General features: G+C 74.5%; 15 protein-coding genes, 1 tRNA gene, 1 other RNA gene and 1 CRISPR repeat array. Of the genes, 13 read left to right on the top strand and 4 right to left on the bottom strand.

The genetic code is table 11. The annotated features are described in order from the left end of the window. Positions 1 to 127: 127 nt before the first annotated feature. The 3 genes from ACSLIC_RS12215 to ACSLIC_RS12205 all read right to left on the bottom strand — a co-directional run bounded on the left by ACSLIC_RS12215 (position 128) and on the right by ACSLIC_RS12205 (position 3,400). Positions 128 to 1,708 carry a M28 family peptidase gene (locus ACSLIC_RS12215; RefSeq protein ID WP_436740356.1) on the bottom strand — a complete coding sequence of 527 codons (1,581 nt, stop codon included), beginning with the start codon at positions 1,706 to 1,708 and terminating at the stop codon, positions 128 to 130. Positions 1,709 to 1,929: 221 nt separating this feature from the next. After that, positions 1,930 to 2,523 (bottom strand): HhH-GPD-type base excision DNA repair protein, encoded by a 594-nt coding sequence (locus tag ACSLIC_RS12210; protein WP_436737692.1) that lies wholly within the window; start codon positions 2,521 to 2,523, stop codon positions 1,930 to 1,932. 64 nt (positions 2,524 to 2,587) lie between these two features. Then, on the bottom strand, positions 2,588 to 3,400 hold the full coding sequence (locus tag ACSLIC_RS12205; RefSeq protein WP_436737691.1) for an SDR family oxidoreductase: 813 nt from the start codon (positions 3,398 to 3,400) through the stop codon (positions 2,588 to 2,590). A gap of 248 nt (positions 3,401 to 3,648) precedes the next feature. On the opposite strand from ACSLIC_RS12205, the gene ACSLIC_RS12200 reads away from it, so the two are divergent. From ACSLIC_RS12200 to ACSLIC_RS12170, 7 genes are all read left to right on the top strand, one after another. Then, entirely contained in the window at positions 3,649 to 4,398 is a 750-nt protein-coding gene (locus ACSLIC_RS12200) for a sulfite exporter TauE/SafE family protein (RefSeq protein WP_436737690.1), read from the top strand. Positions 4,399 to 4,573: 175 nt separating this feature from the next. After that, positions 4,574 to 5,065 (top strand): DUF5994 family protein, encoded by a 492-nt coding sequence (locus tag ACSLIC_RS12195; protein ID WP_436737689.1) that lies wholly within the window; start codon positions 4,574 to 4,576, stop codon positions 5,063 to 5,065. Positions 5,066 to 5,299: 234 nt separating this feature from the next. After that, positions 5,300 to 6,007, top strand: coding sequence for a restriction endonuclease (locus tag ACSLIC_RS12190; RefSeq protein ID WP_436737688.1), 708 nt, complete (start codon positions 5,300 to 5,302; stop codon positions 6,005 to 6,007). Positions 6,008 to 6,712: 705 nt separating this feature from the next. Then, the gene (locus ACSLIC_RS12185) at positions 6,713 to 7,054 is read left to right on the top strand and encodes an ArsR/SmtB family transcription factor (protein ID WP_436737687.1); all 342 of its coding nucleotides are present in this window, start codon (positions 6,713 to 6,715) and stop codon (positions 7,052 to 7,054) included. A gap of 68 nt (positions 7,055 to 7,122) precedes the next feature. Continuing rightward, positions 7,123 to 8,742, top strand: a complete 1,620-nt coding sequence (locus ACSLIC_RS12180; protein WP_436740355.1) for a SulP family inorganic anion transporter — start codon at positions 7,123 to 7,125, stop codon at positions 8,740 to 8,742. 20 nt (positions 8,743 to 8,762) lie between these two features. Beyond that, positions 8,763 to 9,128: a zinc ribbon domain-containing protein YjdM gene (locus tag ACSLIC_RS12175; protein WP_436737686.1), complete on the top strand. Its 366-nt coding sequence runs from the start codon at positions 8,763 to 8,765 to the stop codon at positions 9,126 to 9,128. A gap of 109 nt (positions 9,129 to 9,237) precedes the next feature. Beyond that, entirely contained in the window at positions 9,238 to 9,582 is a 345-nt protein-coding gene (locus ACSLIC_RS12170) for an ArsR/SmtB family transcription factor (protein WP_436737685.1), read from the top strand. A 707-nt stretch (positions 9,583 to 10,289) separates the two neighbouring features. After that, positions 10,290 to 11,050: a CRISPR direct-repeat array (repeat unit 29 nt; unit sequence GGGACCACCCCCGCACACGCGGGGACCAC). Between the two features lie 454 nt (positions 11,051 to 11,504). Here the strand turns inward: ACSLIC_RS12170 and ACSLIC_RS12165 are convergent. After that, positions 11,505 to 11,592, bottom strand: a tRNA-Ser gene (locus ACSLIC_RS12165). 71 nt (positions 11,593 to 11,663) lie between these two features. Between ACSLIC_RS12165 and ffs the strand changes: the two genes are divergently transcribed. The 6 genes from ffs to ACSLIC_RS12135 all read left to right on the top strand — a co-directional run bounded on the left by ffs (position 11,664) and on the right by ACSLIC_RS12135 (position 21,068). Beyond that, an RNA gene (ffs, locus tag ACSLIC_RS12160) (signal recognition particle sRNA small type) lies at positions 11,664 to 11,762 on the top strand. A gap of 37 nt (positions 11,763 to 11,799) precedes the next feature. Continuing rightward, positions 11,800 to 13,866, top strand: a complete 2,067-nt coding sequence (locus ACSLIC_RS12155) for a DNA polymerase III subunit gamma and tau (RefSeq protein ID WP_436737684.1) — start codon at positions 11,800 to 11,802, stop codon at positions 13,864 to 13,866. 60 nt (positions 13,867 to 13,926) lie between these two features. Continuing rightward, positions 13,927 to 15,201: a phosphoribosylamine--glycine ligase gene (gene purD, locus ACSLIC_RS12150; RefSeq protein WP_436737683.1), complete on the top strand. Its 1,275-nt coding sequence runs from the start codon at positions 13,927 to 13,929 to the stop codon at positions 15,199 to 15,201. Positions 15,202 to 15,604: 403 nt separating this feature from the next. Continuing rightward, entirely contained in the window at positions 15,605 to 17,443 is a 1,839-nt protein-coding gene (locus ACSLIC_RS12145; RefSeq protein WP_436737682.1) for a hypothetical protein, read from the top strand. Between the two features lie 1,114 nt (positions 17,444 to 18,557). Next, complete coding sequence (locus tag ACSLIC_RS12140) at positions 18,558 to 20,051, top strand: N,N-dimethylformamidase beta subunit family domain-containing protein (protein WP_436737681.1); 1,494 nt, start codon at positions 18,558 to 18,560, stop codon at positions 20,049 to 20,051. A 114-nt stretch (positions 20,052 to 20,165) separates the two neighbouring features. Beyond that, a complete protein-coding gene (locus tag ACSLIC_RS12135; RefSeq protein WP_436737680.1) occupies positions 20,166 to 21,068 on the top strand; it encodes a phosphoribosylaminoimidazolesuccinocarboxamide synthase in 903 nt (300 codons plus the stop codon). The last annotated feature ends 59 nt before the right edge of the window (positions 21,069 to 21,127 follow it).

Below are 21,127 nucleotides of genomic sequence, written 5' to 3'. Positions count from 1 at the left end.
GAAAGCCTACCGGGCCGGGGTGGGGAGCCGCAGCCCCGTGTGCCGGGCCCCGGCCGCGATGGGGGCAACTGTCCGGTTTGGTGCCCCCGGGGCGCCGGCCGGGGCCCGGCCGGCGCTCCGCGGCGGCCTACTCGGTCAGGCCGTGCTGGTGGCCTCCGGCGCGGGCCTCACCCCGCTGGCGCTGGGCCTTGGGGGCGGCCTTGCCCTTCACGGGCTCGGTGAGCGAGGAGAGGTCGTGCGCGTAGGTGCCGACCGCGTGGGCGATCACGTCGATGTTGGTGTCGAACGCCTCCGTCGAGATGTTCTCCAGGTCGTCGCAGGCCGAGTGGTAGCAGGGGTCGTACGCCTCGCCGGCGGTGCCGCCGTACCGCTTGGCCTGCTCCTTCGTCTTGAGGCCCTCGGCGCCGGTGAAGGTGCCGCCCGAGGGGATGCCCGCCTCGACGAAGGGGCCGTAGTCGGAGCGGCCGTCGAAGTCGGTGCCCTCGTGCGGCGCGCCCTGGCGGTCGAGGAAGGCGGTGATGTCCCGCTCGATCTGGGCGGAGCCCTCGGGGCCGGGGCCCTCACCCTCGCCGTCGGAGTCGTCGCCGTCGAAGACGAACTGGGCGGCGTTGGGCGAGGCGATCATGTCGAAGTTGAGGTAGGCCGGGATCTGGCCGCGCTGCTTCTCGGAGAGCGTGCCGACGTAGTGCTCGGCGCCTAGCAGGCCGTTCTCCTCCGCCGACCACCAGGCGAACCGGATCTTGTTGCGCGGCTGTTGCGCCTTGCCGTGCTTGCCCGGGCGGTTCTGGTTCGTGGCGTCGGCGAGGTCGAGGGCGACCTCGACCAGGCCGGCCGAGCCGGAGCCGTTGTCGTTGATGCCGGCGCCCTCGGTGACCGAGTCGAGGTGGGCGCCGAGCGTGACGGCCCGATCGGCGGAGCCGCCGCGGGTCTCGGCGAGGAGGTTGTCGGTCTCGCGCTCCTCCTGGAGCTGGCGGATCTCCAGGGAGACCTTCGCGCCCTTGGCGGCGTCGGCGGCCAGCGCCTTGCCGTCGGCCTGGGTCACGCCGCCGGTCGGGACGCGGCCCGCCCCGGCCTCGCCGAGGGTGCCGGAGAGGGCGCCCTCGGTGTTGTTGTAGATGATCGCGGCGGCCGCGCCCGCGTCGGCGGCGGCCGCCTGCTTCTCGCCGAAGGAGCAGCCACCGCGCTCGATCAGCGCCACGGCACCCTTGACCTCGGCCGGGAAGTCGGAGGCGGTGCAGCCGGGGGTGCCGTCGGAGTCGGCCGGGGTGTCGACGAGGGCCGCCTCGATGCCGCCCTCGGGGGTGGAGGCGGTGTACGTCATCGCGTGGACGCCGACGTCCCGGCCGTCGGCCCCGGCCACGGACAGCTTCTGGGCCAGGGTCTCGGTGTACGTGAAGGAGAAGGTCTGCCGGGTGACCTCGTACCCCGCCTTCCTCATCAGCTTCTCGATGTACGCCGCCGACGCCTCGTGGCCGGGCGAGCCCGCGGCGCGGTGGCCCTCGTTCCGGTCGGCGATCGACTGGAACGCGCGCAGATGGCGGTGGGCGTCGCGGGCCGAGGACTCCTCGACCAGCTCGCGGGCGAGCGCGGCGGCGTCCTTGGCCGGCGTCGAGGGCTGGTGGCCGTGGCCGGGCCTGCCGTGCCCGTGGCCGGGCGCGGCGCCGAGCAGCAGCGGTGTGGCGAGCGCGGTGGCGGCGACCACGGCCATGGTTCTGCGGGACAGTGCCTTCACAGGGTTCCCTCCCCAGTGTCCGGTATGAAAAGCCCCGCCTGAGGCGGGAGTTGGCTGAGTCGAACGAAAAGCGCGCAGGTGCTCGACGCGGCTGCTGGGAACCTAGCGATTCGCGCCACCCGGCGAAAGGGGCCCTCGTCGTGATGGGCGGGTTTCGCCGGATCGGTCCACCGGCCGCCGGACAGGCGGGCCGGTGCTCAGGGACCGTCGCCCCGGGCGGCCTTCGCGGCCCGCTTCATCTCCTGCTTGTGCGCGCGCACCCGGGCCAGTGACTCGGGCCCGGTGATGTCGGCGACCGAGCGGTAGGCGTGCTCCTCGCCGTAGACCCCGGCGGCCTCCCGCCAGCCGGGTGGGCGCACGCCGAGCTGCTTGCCGAGCAGGGCGAGGAAGATCTGCGCCTTCTGCGGGCCGTAGCCGGGCAGCGCCTTGAGGCGGCCGAGCAGTTCCCGGCCGTCGGCGGCGTCGCGCCAGAGGGCCTCGGGGTCGCCGTCGTAGTGGTCGGCCAGGTACTGGCAGAGCTGCTGCACGCGCCGGGCCATCGAGCCCGGGTACCGGTGCACGGCCGGTCTGGCGGAGAGCAGCGCGGCGAACCCGTCCGGGTCGTACGCGGCGATCTCGTACGCGTCGAGGTCGTCCGTGCCCATCCGTCGGGCGATCGTGTACGGCCCGTTGAACGCCCACTCCATCGGCACCTGCTGGTCCAGCAGCATCCCGATCAGGTCCGCCAGCGGGCTGCGGCTGAGCAGCGCGTCGGCCCGGGGCTCCTGCGCGAGCCGCAGTGTCTTCTCCATGCGGCCATGGTCACCCTGACCGCGCGGGCCCGCACGCGGTGCCCAGCCGCAGGTGGGACGGGGTTCACCCCAGCCCGTGCCGACGTGCCGTGATCCGCAGCACGGCCGCGCGCGGCAGCAGGCGGCCGAGGGCGTAGACGAGCGGGGCGTTGCTGCCGACGGCGTAGAGCGGGCGCGGGCGCCCGGCCTCGATGGCGCGCAGGATCGTCCTGGCCACCCGGTCGGCCGGGATGCCGGCGGCCTCGTTGGCGTCGAGGTGGCGGAGCATCGTGGCGTACTCGGCGCGGTACGGGGAGTCCGCGGCCAGGTACGCGGTGCGGCGCTCGCTGATCCCGGTGGCGATCGAGCCCGGCTCCACGGTGGCCACGCCGATGCCGTACGGGGCCAGTTCGCGCCGGGACGCGTCGGCGAAGCCCTTCAGGGCCGCCTTGGAGGCGACGTAGGAGGAGCGGTGGGCGAGCGGGAAGCTGGCCAGCATCGAGCCGACCATCACGATCCGGCCCGCGCGGCGCTCGCGCATGGCGGGCAGCAGGAGCTGGGTGAGGCGGACGGCGCCGAGGACGTTGACCCGGAAGAGGCGTTCCAGCGCCTGGGGCGGCAGTTCCTCCAACGGGCCGCTCTGACTCTCGCCGGCGTTGTTGACCAGCACGTCCACCGGACCGGCGGCCTCGGCGCAGGCCCGTACCGAGGCGTCGTCGGCGAGGTCGAGCGCCAGGTAGGCGACGCCGGGGACGGGCTCGGCGACCCGCTCCGGGTTCCGGCTGGTGCCCAGCACCCGGTAGCCGCGCTCCACCAGCCGGGCCGCGAGGGCCGCCCCGATGCCCGAGGAGGCCCCCGTCACCAGCGCCGTACGCCGTCCTCGTCCCGCCTGCTCCATCGGCCCGCCTCTTCCCGCTCGTCGCCTCGGCCGGGGGAACGTACCGGACGGTGGGCGGGGCGACAAGGGAACGGGGGCGGCGGCCGGCCTCCCGCGCCCGTCGGCGGGCACCGTTCGCCGGGCACCGAAACGTCCCGGGCGTACCGTCGCCGCATGTCCCGACAGCCCCACCCCGTCTCAGGCTCCCGCCGCCCGGTACCCCGCATACCCGGCGACCGCGGCCCGACCCCGACCGCCGAGGCGGCCTCGTGACGCTCGCGGAGGCGGTCGCGGTCCTGCTCGCCGGGTTCGCGGGCGGGGCGCTCAACACGGCGGTCGGCTCCGGAACCCTGGTCACCTTCCCGGTGCTGCTCGCCACCGGGCTGCCCCCGGTCACCGCCACCGTCTCCAACGCGCTCGGCCTCATCCCCGGCTCGATCAGCGGCGCCTTCGCCTACCGGAGTGAACTGGCCGGGCAGCGCCGCCTGTTGATCCCGCTCTGCGTCAGCGCGGCGATCGGCGGGCTCTGCGGGGCGGTGCTGCTGATGGTGCTGCCGCCCGGCGTCTTCGCCACCGTGGTGCCGGTCCTGGTGGGGCTCGCCCTGCTGCTGATCGCGGTGCAGCCGCTGCTGACCCGCGTGCTGCGTGGCCGCCTCACCCGCCCCGGCGGCGGCCTCCCGCTCCGTGTCGGCCTCGGCCTGGCCAGCGTCTACGGCGGCTACTTCTCCGCCGGGCAGGGCATCCTCTACGTCGCCCTCTCCGGCGCCCTGCTGGAGGCGCCCCTCCAGCGGATCAACGCCCTCAAGAACGTGCTGGTCGCCCAGGTCAACGCGGTCGCGGCCGGCTTCTTCCTGGTCGCCGCCGACCCCGACTGGACCGCCGCCCTGCTGATCGCCGCCGGGGCCACCGCCGGCGCCCCCTTCGGCGCCCGCGCCGCCCGGCGGCTGCGCCCGCTCGCCCTGCGCCTCCTCATCCTCACCGTGGGCACCGCCGGGCTGCTCCACATGACGCTGGGCTGACCGCCGGCTCCGGGGTGTTCCGGTCGCGCAGATTTCTGTGATCCGCCCTGGTCAGAGCCGACATCCGGGCTCCTCGCGCAGTACGTTGGAAGGAGCGGCACGCCCGTCGCGGCGGCCGTGCGACAGGCCCCCCGGGGGCGGCGTCGTCCCCGGTCACGTGGGAGGTGCGCAAGCCATGGCAGAGACGGACCCCGACACCGGAACCGTGTGGGACACCGGAGCCCACCGGGCCGCGGAGGCGGGCGGGTTCGGGCCCGGCCCGGTCCTGCGGCTGGAGATCACCGAGCACCGCGAAGGGCTCTTCGACGGCGCCTGGTGGCCGTACTCGCACCGGGTCGCCGTCGAACTGCCCCGGCTCGTCGCCGGGTTGTCCGGGCACTGGGACCCGGTGACGCGGATCGGCGTGGACCTTCAGGCCTGGGAGGCGCTGCCGACCCGGCTGGTGATGGACGGCCGGGTGGTACGGATCGACGGCTACCCGGTCGCGGACGACACCGCGCTCGTCACCCGCGGCGACCACCAGCTCTTCTCCCTCCTCGTCGTCCCGCCCGAGGCCGACCCCGAGGCCGCCCTCGCCGCGATGGCCCGCGCCCTGGACCCCGGCAACACCACGTCGGCGGGGGACCTCCTGCGGGAGACCGGAGTCAGGCGGACGCACGGCGGCTGAGCCGGGCGGGAGTGGCCGCCTTGCGCGGGGGGCCGGTACCGGGCGGGCGGGCCCGGACCGGTCGTACCGCGCGGTGAGCGGTTTCACGCCACCTGGCCACCAGGCGCCCTTCCGGGGCGGACCGCACCCCCGCAGACTGGCCGGCGGTCGTGCGCGCCGTACGGCCGGGGAGACGGGGGAAGGCGTATGGCGGCGAGGCGGGGTGGCCGGCGGCCGGCTGGGCGCGGGGCGCCGGTGCGGCGGGGGTACGGGAGGCGTCGCACCCGGCGCCGCAGCGCCCGGCGCCGTGACCAACTGGCCACGGCCCGGCTCGGGGTGGGCGCCGCCGCCCTGCTCCTGCTGGCCGCGTCCTGGTCGACGGTGTGGCCGTACCTCCTCGGGGCGGCCGTCGCGGGAGCGGGCGGCGGCGTGCTGTGGTGGCTCCGGCGCACCGACCGGCTGCGCCGGCGGTGGCGAGAGGCCGAGGCGGTGCGCGCCGGGCAGCTCTCCCTCGCCGAGGTCGACGCGTTGAGCTGGCAGGAGTTCGAGCGGTACGTCGCCGGCCTCTGCCGCCGCGACGGCTGCCGGGACGTGGTCGTCACCGGCGGCTCGGGCGACCTGGGCGCCGACGTGACCGCGACCCTCCCCGACGGGCGGCGCCTGGTGATCCAGTGCAAGCACTACGCCCCGCACCGGTACGTGCCCAGCGGCGACATGCAGAAGTTCCTCGGCACCGCCTGGCTCCACCACCGCGCCGACGTCGCGGTCTTCGCCGCCACCTGCCCCTTCGGCAAGGCCGCGCTCACGCTCGCCGCCGAACACCGCATCGTCGCCGTCCACCGCGACCTGCTCGGCCTGTGGAACACCGGCACCCCGCTCACCGCCCTGCTCGACCTCGGCGGGGCGGGGCAGGGCGACACCGCCCACCGGCGCCGGTGGCGCGAGACGTACGGCCGCGGGTGAGGCGGGAGCCCGCCCCACCCGCGCCGGGTGCGCCTATCCCCGCTTCTTCCGCCGCGGCTGCTGCCGGGGTGTCCACGTACCCCGGTGCAGCTGGCACCGGGAGTACCCGACCATCGCGGGGTTCCCGCACGGTCTGCCCGTCTTCGTCTGCGTCGAGCCGCACTTCATCTGCTTGCCCACGCGTCCTCCGTCCTGATGCGCCGGTATCGGTGGCAGTGCCCGGCCAGCCTGGTCCGGGGCCTCGCCCCGGGATGGCGGAATCCGCCAACTCGGCTGCATTTGCACGCTGTTGGGCTGATACCGCCCGCTCCCGCACAATCGGAAGCCTCCGCTCCGCCCGTACCGACGCCGGACGCGACGGCGGTCGCGTCGTCTTCGAAGGCGCCCCGGCCGACCTGGTGGCGGAACGGGGGGCGGTCGCGGGGGAGCGCCTGGCGGCGTACGTGGGGCGCTGAGCAAGGCCGGCCACCGGTCACCGGCCCGCCGGGCCGCCCGTGCGGGGTGCGGCGCGCACGGGCGGTTCCGGCGTGTTCGTCCGTCCGGGGTGCGGCTGGAGGGGAGCCGCGAATCAACGAATTGCGAAATTAAGCAATTCCCTACATGCTGTGTTCGCCGTGCCCGTCGTGTCCGCGGTGTCCGCTGTGTGCGCCGCGCCGGGGAGGTGCCCCGGGAGGTCGGCCGGGGCGACGAAGGGAGTCCGTGACCGTGGCGATTCCGCTGTACCAGGCCAAGGCCGAGTTCTTCCGGATGCTCGGGCACCCCGTGCGGATACGGGTCCTGGAGCTGTTGCAGAGCGGCCCGACCCCCGTCCGCGACCTGCTGAGGGCGATCGAGGTCGAGCCCTCGGCCCTTTCCCAGCAACTGGCCGTGCTCCGGCGCTCGGGCCTCGTCCGCTCGACGCGGGAGGGCTCCACCGTGGTCTACGCGCTGGCCGGTGGGGACGTGGCCGAACTGCTGCGGGCCGCCCGCCGCATCCTGACCGAGCTGCTGGCCGGCCGGTCCGAACTCCTCATCGAACTGCGGGAAGCCGAGGTGCGGACGCCGTGAGCACGCTGACTGCCCAGGTGTGGGGCCGGGTACGGTCCCTGCTGCCCGCCCGCGCGGACTTCGCCGCCATGACCCGCGACCCGCGCCGTGACCTGCTCGCCGGCCTCACCGTGGCGATCGTGGCGCTGCCGCTCGCGCTCGGGTTCGGGGTCTCCTCCGGCCTCGGTGCCGAGGCCGGACTGGCCACCGCCGTCGTCGCGGGCGCCCTCGCGGCGCTGTTCGGCGGCTCCAACCTCCAGGTCTCCGGCCCGACCGGCGCGATGACGGTGGTCCTGGTGCCGATCGTCGCCCAGTACGGCCCCGGCGGGGTACTGACGGTCGGACTGCTGGCCGGCGTCCTGCTGCTCGCTCTGGCCCTGCTGAAGGCCGGCCGGTACATGCGGTACGTCCCGGCGCCGGTGGTGGAGGGCTTCACCCTCGGCATCGCCTGCGTGATCGGCCTGCAACAGGTCCCGAACGCCCTCGGCGTCACCGCCCCCGACGGCGACACGGTCCTGGTGGTGGCCTGGCGGGCGGTCGAGGAGTTCGTACGCGCCCCCAACTGGACCGCGACCGTCCTGGCCCTCGGCGTGGCCGCCGTGATGCTGCTCGGTGCCCGATGGCGGCCCGCCGTGCCCTTCTCGATCGTGGCCGTCGTCATGGCGACGGTGGCCGCCCAGCTCCTCCACCTGGACGCGGCGGCCCCGATCGGCGACCTGCCCTCCGGACTGCCCGCGCCCTCGCTGGACTTCCTCGAACTCTCCGCGCTGGGCTCGCTGCTCGGCCCGGCCCTGGCGGTCGCCGCGCTGGCCGCGCTGGAGTCGCTGCTGTCGGCCACGGTCGCGGACGGCATGACCACCGGCCAGCGGCACGACCCCGACCGGGAACTCTTCGGGCAGGGCATCGCCAACCTGGCCGCCCCGCTGTTCGGCGGCGTACCCGCCACCGCCGCCATCGCCCGTACCGCCGTCAACGTCCGCAGCGGAGCCCGCTCCCGCCTGGCCGCCCTGACCCACGCGGCGGTCCTCGCGGTGATCGTGTTCGCCGCCGCCCCGCTCGTCTCCAGGATCCCGCTGGCCGCGCTCGCCGGAGTGCTGCTGGCCACCGCGATCCGCATGGTCGAGGTCGGCGCCCTGCGGGCGATGGTCCGCTCGACCCGCTCGGACGCCGTCGTCCTGGTGCTGACCGCCGTGGCCACGCTCGCCCTCGACCTCGTGCTCGCGGTGATCATCGGCCTGCTCGTCGCGGGGGCCCTGGCCCTGCGGGCGGTCGCCGGGCAGGCCCGGATGGAGCGGACCGAGGTCACCCCCGAACTGCCCGACGGCCACCGCGAGGCGGAACACGCCCCGCTGAGCGGGCACATCGCCGTCTACCGCATCGACGGCCCGGTCTTCTTCGCCGGCGCCCACCGCTTCCTCCTGGAGCTCTCCGAGGTCACCGACGTCCGCGTGGTGATCCTGCGGATGGCGCGGATCACGACGATGGACGCCACCGGCGCCCTCGCCCTCAAGGACGCCCTGGAGAAACTGGACCGGCGCGGCATCGCCGTACTGGCCTGCGGCATCCGCCCCGACCACCGCCAGGCCCTCGCCTCGGTCGGCGCGCTGGACCTCCTGTCGGGCCACGAGTACGCCACCGAGCCGGAGGCTCTCGCCGGCGCCCACGCCCACCTCCGGCGGGCCGGACTTCTGCCCGCCGCCACAGCCTGAACACCGAACGGGGAACGCCCATGAGCGACGCGACCGAAACCCTGCCGCCGTGCCCTGAGTGCGCCGGCGTGTACACCTACGAGATGGGGGCCCTCCTGGTCTGCCCCGAATGCGCCCACGAGTGGTCACCCACGGCCGACGAGCCCGCCGAAGGCGCCGGAGCGGCCGGGGCGATCAGGGACGCCGTGGGCAACGTCCTCGCCGACGGGGACACGGTGACGGTGACCAGGACCCTCAAGGTCAAGGGCAGCCCCAGCGGCATCAAGGCCGGCACCAAGGTGCGCAACATCCGCCTGGTGGACGGCGTCGACGGGCACGACATCGACTGCCGGATCGACGGGTTCGGCCCCATGCAGCTCAAGTCCGCCGTGGTGAAGAAGGTCTGAGCCCCTACCCCTCCCACGCGGCATTGCTATCTTGGCGATTTCCGAGATCCCAGGCCAGGAGTTCCGAGGTGGACGCGATGCACGGCACCCGCACGAAGGCAGCCGTCCGGTGAGCACACCGCTGTACCAGCTGAAGGCCGAGTTCTTCAAAACCCTCGGCCACCCGGTCCGCATCCGGGTCCTGGAACTCCTCAGCCGCCGCGAACACGCCGTCTCCGAACTCCTCTCCGACATCGGCGTCGAACCGGCCCACCTCTCCCAGCAGCTGGCCGTCCTACGCCGCTCCAACCTCGTCACTCCCCGCCGCGAGGGCTCCGCCGTCCACTACTCCCTCACCAACCCCGACATCGCCGAACTCCTCCACGTGGCCCGCACCATCCTCTCGGGCGTCCTCACAGACCAGGCGGAACTGCTGGCGGGGTTGCGGGCGGCGGAGGGCGAGGGGAGTTCGTAGCAGGGCGAGACCGGGGGGCGGGCAGGCCAGAAGGCCAGGTTCGGCGCCGGGGCAGCGGGCCGGGCGCCGGGGTGCCCGCCCCGGCGCCGGTGGGCCAGGTCCGTCTGCTGTTGGTGGGCCGGCCTCGTCGTGCCGTCGGCGGGGCCTGGTCCGTGTGCCGTTGGTGGGCCCGGCCCCCGTCGTCGTGCCGCCGGTGGGCCAGGCCCGTTCTGCCGCTGGTGGGCCAGCCGTCCCGGCGGCGGTGGGCCACCGCGCCCCGCCGTCCCGGACCGGCACCGCGCCCCGGCACAGCGCCGTGCCGCCGGCCTTGCGGCAACTGTCCTCCCGGCCGTGCACCTCGCGCCGACGGGTGCGGACGCGCGCACGGCACAGATCCCCCTCAAGCCCGCCCGGCGCCCCGCTGAGACGCAGCCGCGATCGGCACTCCGCGCCCCGCAACTTGGCGACCGCCGCCCAGCCCTCCGCGCCGGAAGCGCCCCTTCCTCCACGGTCGGCCTCCCCTTCGGCAAGGACGACGAGCACGGCCGCCTCCATCGGTGCCATCCGCGACGAGCCCCGGGTGAGCGCCTTCCCAGGCAACGAGGTCTGCCCCTTCCAGGGGCAGAAGGGCATCGGGGACGAGGGCTACCTGCCCTGGCACGAGGCCGAGTTCAGCGCCCCCCTTCAGCGGGGACCACCTCGACAACGCGAGCTACTCGAACGTCCGGAGGACCACCCCCGCACACGCGGGGACCACCTGCTGGGTGTCGAGCCCCCGCCGTACGGGGAGGGACCACCCCCGCACACGCGGGGACCACCGGGCGAGGCGGGCGTAGTTCAGCGGTACGCCGGGACCACCCCCGCACACGCGGGGACCACCCCCGGCTCCAACTCCGCTCAGCGCATCCGGAGGGACCACCCCCGCACACGCGGGGACCACAGCCCCCGAAAGTGGGCAGGCCACACCCCAGGGGGACCACCCCCGCACACGCGGGGACCACCGCGGACAGGTTCGGCCGTTCGGTGGCCGGTCGGGACCACCCCCGGACACGCGGGGACCACCTCTTCACGGTCGCCTCGATGGGCGGCGCCGCGGGACCACCCCCGCACACGCGGGGACCACGCCGACCTGGATCTGGGCGACCGGCGGAGGGCGGGACCACCCCCGCACACGCGGGGACCACCCGATCCCTGGACTGTCGCCCATCGTCACGCAGGGACCACCCCCGCACACGCGGGGACCACCGCGAGCTGGGCTGGAAGATGAGCATCGACCGGGGACCACCCCCGCACACGCGGGGACCACAGTCAGAGGGCGCAGAGCTCTTCCGGCTTGTAGGGACCACCCCCGCACACGCGGGGACCACAGCGTCGGCCGCGCCGCCGGGCGCGTCCGCTGGGGACCACCCCCGCACACGCGGGGACCACACCGGGCAGGCAACACGCCCCCGGCGCCGGAGGGGACCACCCCCGCACACGCGGGCACCACAGAAGCTGACCTGCGCAGCTACCCCACCGAGTAGCGAATTTTACCCACTTTGCCAAACTCCGACGTATAGGTCATAGAGCACATTGCACCTACCCCATGCGACATCCCAACTCCTCACCCCCTCAACGGTGATGACGCCGCTTACGTTCCTCCGCTCGGCCTGGCGCGGGCCTTCAAGCCCTGCTGTCACGCCGTCCCCGCCCGCGCTCCACGGCGGGGACCGTGCGAGGGAGTCGGAGCTACCCGCCGCGGGACGGTTGCGGCGCCTGCCCGTGTGGAAGGCGCTCGGGCTGCGCCGGTCCTGAGGGGATCGAGGCTCGTGTGCGCATCGTTGATCTTGGGCCGCGAAGTCGAGAGTCCGGTGGCGGTGCTTGGCGTGAGGGTTGGGGGGGCAACGTCGAAGGCCCCCGCAGCGAGCTGCGGGGGCCTTCGACGTATTGCCCGGTGAGAGCAATGGCGGAGGATACGAGATTCGAACTCGTGAGGGGTTGCCCCCAACACGCTTTCCAAGCGTGCGCCCTAGGCCTCTAGGCGAATCCTCCGCGGCAAACATTACATGACCGCGAGGAGTGGTCGCGAACTCGTATCCGCAGGCGGGATCGGGTACCTTGTGCGGAGCCCCTCACGTGGCGCTATCTGACTGAACTCCCCCAGGGCCGGAAGGCAGCAAGGGTAGGTCGGCTCTGGCGGGTGCGTGGGGGGCGCTTGCGTTTCTCGGTGTGTGGGTGGTCGCCAGTACGCTCGTAGGCGTGTCGTCTCTCGCGCTGTACCGCCGTTATCGCCCGGAGTCGTTCGCCGAGGTCATCGGGCAGGAACATGTCACCGACCCGCTGCAGCAGGCGCTGCGGAACAACCGGGTCAATCACGCGTACCTGTTCAGCGGACCGCGCGGCTGCGGCAAGACCACCAGTGCCCGGATTCTCGCGCGCTGCCTGAACTGTGAGGAGGGTCCCACCCCGGACCCCTGCGGGACCTGCCAGTCCTGCCAGGACCTGGCGCGCAACGGACCCGGCTCGATCGACGTGATCGAGATCGACGCCGCCTCGCACGGTGGCGTGGACGATGCGCGTGACCTGCGGGAGAAGGCGTTCTTCGGGCCCGCCTCCAGCCGGTACAAGATCTACATCATCGACGAGGCGCACATGGTGACCTCGGCCGGGTTCAACGCTTTGCTGAAGGTCGTCGAGGAACCGCCGGAGCACCTGAAGTTCATCTTCGCGACGACCGAGCCCGAGAAGGTCATCGGGACGATCCGGTCGCGTACGCACCACTACCCGTTCCGGCTGGTGCCGCCGGGGACGCTCCGCGAGTACCTGGCGGAGGTCTGCGGCAAGGAGGGCAGCCGGGTCGAGGACGGCGTGCTGCCGCTGGTGGTGCGGGCCGGAGCCGGGTCGGTGCGCGACTCGATGTCGGTGATGGACCAGCTGCTCGCCGGCGCGGCCGACGACGGTGTGACGTACGCCATGGCCACCGCGCTGCTCGGGTACACCGACGGCTCGCTGCTCGACTCCGTGGTGGACGCCTTCGCCGCCGGGGACGGCGCCGCCGCCTTCGAGGTGGTGGACCGCGTCGTCGAGGGCGGGAACGACCCGCGCCGCTTCGTCGCCGACCTGCTGGAGCGGCTGCGCGACCTGGTGATCCTCGCCGCCGTGCCGGACGCCGCGGAGAAGGGCCTCATCGACGCCCCCGCCGACCTGGTCGAACGGATGCAGGCCCAGGCTTCGGTCTTCGGCGCCGCCGAACTGAGCCGCGCCGCCGACCTGGTCAACGAGGGGCTGACCGAGATGCGCGGCGCCACCTCGCCCCGCCTCCAGCTGGAGCTGATCTGCGCGCGGGTGCTGCTCCCCGCCGCCTACGACGACGAGCGCTCCACCCTCGCCCGCCTGGAGCGCCTGGAGCGCAGCGGGCCCCCGGCCCGAGCCGCCGCCCCCCTCGCCGCCGCGCCCCCGGCCCCGCAGGCGTACGCCCCCGCGCAGCCGCAGGCCCCACAGGCGCCCCCCGCGCCCGCACCCCAGCAGAGCGCCCCGCACGCCCCGGCGCCCGACGCGCCCCCGGCCGACGCCACCCCGGCCCGCCCGGGCGCGTGGCCCGGTTCGGCGCCGCCCGGCTCCGGCGCGCCCGCGCCCGCCATGCGCCGCCCCGGCGGCTGGCCCACGGCTGGGGCAGGCGGGCCCGGACCGCAGCAGGCCGAGCCGCAGGGCCAGACCCCGCCGCAGCCAGACCCCGCCGTGCCCCGGCCGGGCGCGGTCGACGCCCGCGCCCTGTGGCCGAACGTCCTGGAGGCGGTCAAGAACCGCCGCCGCTTCACCTGGATTCTGCTCAGCCAGAACGCCCACGTCGCCGGGTTCGACGGCGCCACGCTCCAGCTCGGCTTCCTCAACGCCGGTGCGCGGGACAACTTCGCGAGCAGCGGCAGCGAGGACGTACTGAAGCAGGCGCTCAGCGAGGAGTTCCAGGTCAACTGGAAGATCGAGACCGTCATCGACGCCTCGGGGGGACAAGGTCCCGCGACCCCGCCCGGCGGCGGGGGTGGCGGCTGGGGCCAGTCGCCGGTCCAGCCGAGCCCCGCGGCTCCCGCTCCGCCCCCGGCGCCCGCCCCGCCGCAGCCCGGTCCGGCGGCGCCCCGGGCCCAGGCCGCCGCGTCGCAGCGTGAGCAGCGGCCCCCGGCACCCGAACCGCCGAGACGGACGACCTCCATCGAGGACGACATCCCCGAGGCGGACGACCCGGACCTCGACGAGTCCGCGCTCTCCGGCCACGACCTGATCGTGCGCGAGCTGGGCGCCACGGTGGTGGAGGAATATACGAACGAGTAGCGGGCCGCTTCTCGGCAGCCCGTACAGGGGTGGTGGCCCGGCCCGGTTAGGCTGAGGCGCGTGAAGGTCCTTGTCATTGGCTCCGGCGCCCGCGAACACGCCCTGTGCCGCTCCCTGTCCCTCGACCCCGACGTCACCGCGCTGCACTGCGCGCCCGGCAACGCAGGCATCGCCGAGGTGGCCGAGCTGCACGCGGTCGACGCACTCGACGGTGCGGCCGTCGCCCGCCTCGCCACCGCTCTCGGCGCCGACCTGGTCGTGGTCGGCCCGGAGGCGCCGCTGGTCGCGGGAGTCGCCGACGCGGTCCGCGTGGCCGGGATCGACTGCTTCGGGCCGTCCGCCGAGGCCGCCCGGCTGGAGGGGTCCAAGGCGTTCGCCAAGGACGTCATGGCCGGCGCCGGGGTGCCGACCGCCCGCAGCTACGTCTGCACCACCCCCGCCGAGATCGACGTCGCGCTCGACGCCTTCGGCGCGCCTTACGTCGTCAAGGACGACGGGCTCGCGGCGGGCAAGGGCGTCGTCGTCACCGAGGACGTGGACGCGGCCCGCGAACACGCGCTGAACTGCGTCTCCGTGGGCGGCGGCCGGGTCGTCGTCGAGGAGTTCCTGGACGGCCCCGAGGTCTCGCTCTTCGCCGTCACCGACGGCCGCACCGTCGTCCCGCTCCAGCCCGCGCAGGACTTCAAGCGCGCGCTCGACGGCGACCAGGGCCCCAACACCGGGGGCATGGGCGCCTACTCGCCGCTGCCGTGGGCCGACCCGAAGCTGGTCGACGAGGTCCTGACGACCGTCCTTCAGCCGACCGTGGACGAGCTGCGCCGCCGCGGCACCCCCTTCTCCGGGCTGCTCTACGCCGGGCTCGCGATCACCTCGCGCGGCATCCGCGTCATCGAGTTCAACGCCCGCTTCGGCGACCCCGAGACCCAGGTGGTCCTCGCCCGCCTGCGCACCCCGCTCGCCGGGGTGCTGCGCGCCGCCGCCGACGGCACCCTCGCCGAGCTTCCGCCACTGCGCTGGAGCGAGGAGGCCGCGGTCACCGTGGTCGTCGCCTCGCACAACTATCCGGCGACGCCGCGCACCGGCGACCCGGTCGAGGGGCTGGCAGAGGTCGCGGAACTGGACGCTCCGGCGGCGTACGTCCTGCACGCCGGTACGCGCCAGGAGGGCGACGCCGTGCTCAGCGCCGGCGGCCGGGTCCTCTCGGTGACCGCCACCGGGGCCGACCTGACCGAGGCGCGCGACCGCGCGTACACCGCCGTGGCGCGCATCCGGCTCGACGGCTCCCAGCACCGTTCCGACATCGCGGCCCGCGTCGCGGTGGAGGAGCGCGGCTGACCGCACCCCGCGTACGCCCCGCGCTCCGCGTACGCCGCCTTTCGCCTCCCCCGTCCACCGGCCTTGAGCCGTGGGCGGGGGAGGTGGCGTTTCCGGGGCGTGCGGGGGCGTTGGCAGGGGGCGCGCGAGGATCGCAGAAGCGCGCGCTTTGCGAGCAAGCTCTGCCCAAAGGCATTCCATCGAGTGACCGATCCGCCATCCGGCTGACGCTCCGCCCACCCCCAACTAGGGTGCCGCGCAAGCGCTCTGCGGCCCGTGGACCGGGGTGTGCGGCACTTGGCCCACCGGCATTGCGCCGTCGGCGCCGGGTGCCACAGTGGGGGAATGAGCAACGCCGTCGAAGCGCGTCGGCACCGGCTGGGACAGCGGGCGCCGGGCGGGCGATAAAGGGGTGTGACCGGTCGTGTCAGGTGTGAGTGCGCAGGCGGACGCCGAAGCGGCGCGCGCCGGAGCCGTCGCCGTGCTGCGGACCCGCGGCCGGGCGGTGGCCCTCGCCCTGCTCCCGGCGGCCCTCGCCGTCATCCTGCTGGCCGGGGCCCCCACCGGGGTCCTCGCCGGGACGGGCTGGGACGCGGCCCGCGCGCTGGTCTCGGCCGTCGCCGTGCTCGTCCTGGTCGCCGTCGGGGCGCTCGCCCTCGCCGTGGCGCGGGCGCGGCCCGCGGTCAGCCCCACCGTCCCGGTGACCGAGGACTCCGCCCCCGACCTGCACCGCCTGGTGCGCGACCTCGCCGACCGGCTGGAGGTGCCCGCCCCCTCGGCGGTAGCCCTCACCCCTGACTGCGACAGCTGGCTGGAGGACCGCAGCCACCCCGCGCTCGGCGCCGACGCGATCCGCTCCGCCCCCGGCCAGGCGCCCCCCGCCCCGGTACTGGTGATCGGCTCACCCTTCCTGTGGTGGATGCGCGTCGCCGAACTGCGCGCCGTGCTGGCCCCGGTCGTCGCCGGTACGGGGCCCTCGGCGCAGCCCGACATCCTCGCCGCCCGCCGCTTCGTCCGCGGCCTCGACGCGGCCGCCGCTCTGGGCACCGAGCCCGGCCGGGGGCCGCTGGCCAGGCTGGTCCTCGGCGGGACGGCCCGCCTCGCCCAGCTGTTGCTGCGCGCCTGCCGCGAGGAGGCCGCCGAGATGGAGCGGGCGGTCGCCGCCACCTCCTCCGAACGCGCCAAGGCGGTCGACTACGGCCTGCGCATCGCCGCCCAGGAACAGGTCGGCCTCGCCTATGCCGGCTGGGACCGGCTGCTCAACCGGGTCGCCCTGCCCGCCTGGCGGATAGGGCGTTGGCCTGCCCGCCTGGACGCGGGCGTGGTCGCCGCCCTCACCGAGCTGTCCCGCCGCGACCGGCTCGCCGACGACTTCACCACCCGGCTCGGCGAGCGCCCCGCCTGCGACCTCCTGGAGGAACCCGGCACGGTCGACGAGTCCGCCTCGCTCCTCGCCGCCCGCCTCTTCCACGGCGAGCCCGCCGGCCGCGAACCGCAGTGGCTGCCCGTCGACTGGGAGGGGTACGCCGACGAGGTCGTCGACCGCACCTGGCGCACCGAGGCGGCCCGCCTCCACCGGGTTCTGGACGAGCTGGGCGTGCCCGGCTCGGGCCGCGCGGACCGGGCAGGGCTGGGCGGGGCAACCCTCGCCAGGGTGCTGGAGCACTTGGCGGTACCGGACCCGGTGCCCGCGCCCGAGCCCGGCCGGCTCCCCGAGCTGACCGAGGAGGAGCTGGCCGCCGCCTCCGACGACGAGCTGGCCTTGCGGACGGGCGTCGACATAGGGGGTGAGGCGGGCCGGGCCGCGGGGGCACAGGTGGCCGGCGTCCCCCAGCCCGGGGGCGAGGTGCGGCGGCGGGTGGCCGAGCGGGCCGAGGAGTTGGCCGAGGCGCTCGCGGCCGAGGTCGCCCGGGAGCAGGCGCGGGTTCCCGCGGCGGCTCCGGCCCCCGTGGGCCAGGGGGCCGACGAGACCCTGTGGGCCGGGGGGCGGTTGCCGCTCTGCCCGCTTCAGCCGCCGCGTACGGGCAGGGAGTTGCTCGCCGAGCACGTGGTCGCCATGGTGTGCTGCTCCGCGATGGACACCGCCGGGGCCCTGCCCGGGCTCGACTGGCTCGACGGGCCTGTGCTGCTCCTGCGGGGCCGCCGCGTGGCGGACCTGGGGGTCCGCGTCACCGGGCTGGTCGAGCAGGGTGACGGGGGGCCCCTGCTCGACTGGGTCCACCGTGCCAGGGTCCGCCCCGACAAGCCTGTCCGCCTCGTCTGACCTGACGCCCAGCTCAGCCCCGCCCTGAGGCGGGGCGGGGCTCCGCCCGGTTGCTGTCTTGGGCTGGGCTCCGCCCCGATCTGCCGCCTTCTGACCGTTCCGGTCACCGATGGCCTCAAACGCCGGCCGGGCTATAGGGGTTCGCGGTTCCTCCGGTGCGTGGGTGGGGCGGGGCCGCGCCGCGGTACCTCCTCACAAACTGCCAGGTGCGGGGACAGTTGGAGCATGGCGGGTTGGCGGCAGTTTGCTGCGGGGGCACCCCGACACGACCCCACCCCACGGTCTCGTACGCGGCCAACCGCCGGGAAGTGGATAGGGCCGTCACCCATTGCCCGCTCCCCCACAGTCACCACCGTCCTCCCCTCAGCAGGCCACAAAGACTCCTCGGGGACGGTCTGTCTTTTCTCCTCCCACCGGCGGTTCGACGCCGACGAGAGGGAAGGGCGGGGTCGTGCCGGGGTGCCCCCGCAGCAAACTGCCCTGAGCCCGCCTTGAAGCGACTGTCCCCGCACCTGGCAGTTTGTGAGGAGGTACCCCGGTGCGGCCACGCCCGACCAAGACGACGAACGAACCGCGAACCCCTATAGCCCGGCCGGCGCTTGAGGCCATCCGTGACCGGCACGGGCAGAAGGCGGCACAGTCGAGGCGGACCCCGGCCGAAGACAGCCCGGCCGGCGTTTGAGGCCAGTCGGGGGCCGGCACGGGCGAACCGGAGCCCGGCCGAAGACAGCCCCGCCGGGGCTGAGGGCACCGAGCCGGGCCGGCAAGTGAGGCCACCGCGAAGCAGACCCCGAGTCAAGTGGGGACCGGGGATTGTCTGAAATCCAGCCCCGCGTCACCCGACTGCCTAGCCGGGGACGCCGACACGGGCGGACCCCCCCCACCCCCCTCACGCCGCAGGCGGAACGTGCCCGTGAGGCCACTCCCGGACCGGGGCAAGTACCCCCATAGCCGGACCGAAACGGCGCGACCAACGGGAGCGATGCGCTCCGTTCCCGTCAATTCGAGACGAACGGTGACGGAGCGCCTGCGTAATGTGATGTGCTGGGCGCGGTCGCCGGATGCGGAGTGGACGCGGCAGCGCGGACTCCGGTGAGCGAGGGAGGGGAGCCGCATGGGGTCGGGACACATCCGCCGGTGGGAATCGGGTGCGTACGCGCACGCCGTGTCGGACCCTTTCGGCCAGGGGCCGGTCCCCTGGTTGCGCGGGAGCGAGAACTACTTCGACGACACCGGCCAGGTGGTCCCCTGGTACGTGGAGCACGCCCCGGCCCCCGGCGCCTCGGGCCCGCGCATCCCCCCGCCGAGACCGGGCGGCGGCCCCCGCACCGCCGACGACGTGGACCAGCAGATCAAGGGCTTCGCCTCGGCGGGAGCCGTCGCCCCGGGCGAGTCGATCGACTTCCACATCACGGTCAACCCGCCCCAGCAGTTCTCCGTGGACGTCTACCGCATCGGCCACTACGGCGGCGACGGCGCCTCCAAGATCACCACCAGCCCCCGGCTCTCGGGCATCGTGCAGCCCCCGCCGCTCACCGCCGACCGCACGGTCTCCTGCCACCACTGGTGGCTCTCCTGGCGGCTCCAGGTCCCCACGCTGTGGAGTATCGGCGCGTACGTCGCGGTGCTGACCACGGCCGACGGCCGGTACCGCTCGCACGTACCGTTCACCGTCCGCGACAGCCACCCCGCCGACCTGCTGCTGGTCCTGCCCGACGTGACCTGGCAGGCGTACAACCTCTACCCGGAGGACGGGCGGAGCGGCGCCAGCCTCTACCACGCGTGGGACGAGTCGGGGAAGCTGCTCGGTGAGGAGGACGCCGCCGTCACCCTCTCCTTCGACCGGCCGTACGCGGGCGCGGGCCTGCCCCTGCACGTCGGCCACGCCTACGACTTCATCCGCTGGGCCGAGCGGTACGGCTACGACCTCGCCTACGCCGACACCCGCGATCTGCACTCCGGCCGTATCGACCCGACCCGCTACCGGGGCCTGGTCTTCCCCGGCCACGACGAGTACTGGTCGGTGCCGATGCGCAACACCGTGGAGCTGGCCCGCGACCACGGCACCTCGCTGGTCTTCCTCTCCGCCAACACCATGTACTGGAAGGTCGAGTTGTCGCCCTCGGCCTCCGGCGTCCCGGACCGCATGCTGACCTGCCGCAAGCGCCGCGGCCCGGGCCGGCCCACGCTCTGGCGCGAGGTGGAGCGGGCCGAACAGCAGCTCCTCGGCATCCAGTACGCGGGCCGGGTCCCCGAACCCCACCCGATGGTGGTCCGCAACGCCTCGCACTGGCTCTGGGAGGCGACCGGCGCCCACGAGGGCGACGAACTGCCCGGCATGGTCGCGGGCGAGGCCGACCGGTACTTCCCGCGCACCCGGCTCCCCGAGCACGACAGCCGCATCCTGCTCGCCCACTCCCCGTACCGCGATCACGAGGGCGCCAAGCGCCACCAGGAGACCTCTCTGTACCGGGCCCCGAGCGGCGCCCTCGTCTTCGCCTCCGGCACCTTCGCGTGGTCCCCGGCGCTCGACCGCCCCGGCCACGTCGACGAGCGGGTGCAGCGCGCCACGGCCAACCTCCTCGACCGCATCTGCAAACGCGACTGAGCCGTACCGGGGGCCGGACACCAGGCCGCCGCCCCCGCCCGCCACCCTGACCGGGCCGGACCTCGGGCGATACGGAAGAATCGGGGGCATTGGCCAGAACCACGGGGAGGAACCGTGTCCGGATTCGTCGAAAAGCCCGAGCCCGTCGAAGTACCGGGCCTGGTGCATCTGCACACCGGCAAGGTGCGCGACCTCTACCAGAACGAGGCCGGTGACCTCGTCATGGTCGCCAGCGACCGCGTCTCGGCGTACGACTGGGTGCTGCCGACCGAGATCCCCGACAAGGGACGGGTCCTCACCCAGCTCTCCCTGTGGTGGTTCGACCAGCTCGCCGACCTCGTCCCCAACCACGTGCTCTCCACCACCCTCCCCGAGGGGGCGCCAGCCGACTGGCGGGGGCGCACGCTGGTGTGCAAGTCCCTGGAGATGGCGCCTGTCGAGTGCGTCGCGCGCGGCTACCTGACCGGTTCCGGCCTGGTCGAGTACGAGGAGAGCCGGACCGTCTGCGGCCTCGCCCTCCCGCCCGGCCTCGTCAACGGCTCCGAGCTGCCCGCCGCGATCTTCACCCCCGCCACCAAGGCGGCCGTCGGCGACCACGACGAGAACGTCTCCTACGAGGAGGTCGCCCGTCTGGTCGGCCCCGAGACCGCAGCCTCGCTGCGCCAGACCACCCTCGCCGTCTACGGCCGGGCGCTGGAGGTGGCCCGCGAGCGGGGGCTGATCCTCGCCGACACCAAGTTCGAGTTCGGCCACGACGCCGAGGGCACCCTGGTCCTCGCCGACGAGGTCCTCACCCCGGACTCCTCGCGGTACTGGCCCGCCGACCAGTGGGAGCCGGGCCGCGCCCAGCCCTCCTTCGACAAGCAGTTCGTCCGCGACTGGCTCACCTCGGCCGAGTCCGGCTGGGACCGCCACGGCGAGCAGCCGCCGCCGGCCCTGCCCGAGGAGGTCGTCGCCCGCACCCGCGCCAAGTACATCGAGGCGTACGAGCGGCTGACCGGGGTCAGCTGGGGCTGAGCCGCCGCAAGGCGTTCCGTGCCGCCCGCGCCCTCGTACCGGGGCGCGGGCGGCACGCG

It is taken from the genome of Streptomyces sp. BBFR102 (assembly GCF_051397025.1).
Classification (GTDB): domain Bacteria; phylum Actinomycetota; class Actinomycetes; order Streptomycetales; family Streptomycetaceae; genus Streptomyces.
The sequence above is the reverse complement of the archived record's forward strand: the minus strand, read 5'-3'. Positions and strand labels throughout refer to the sequence as shown.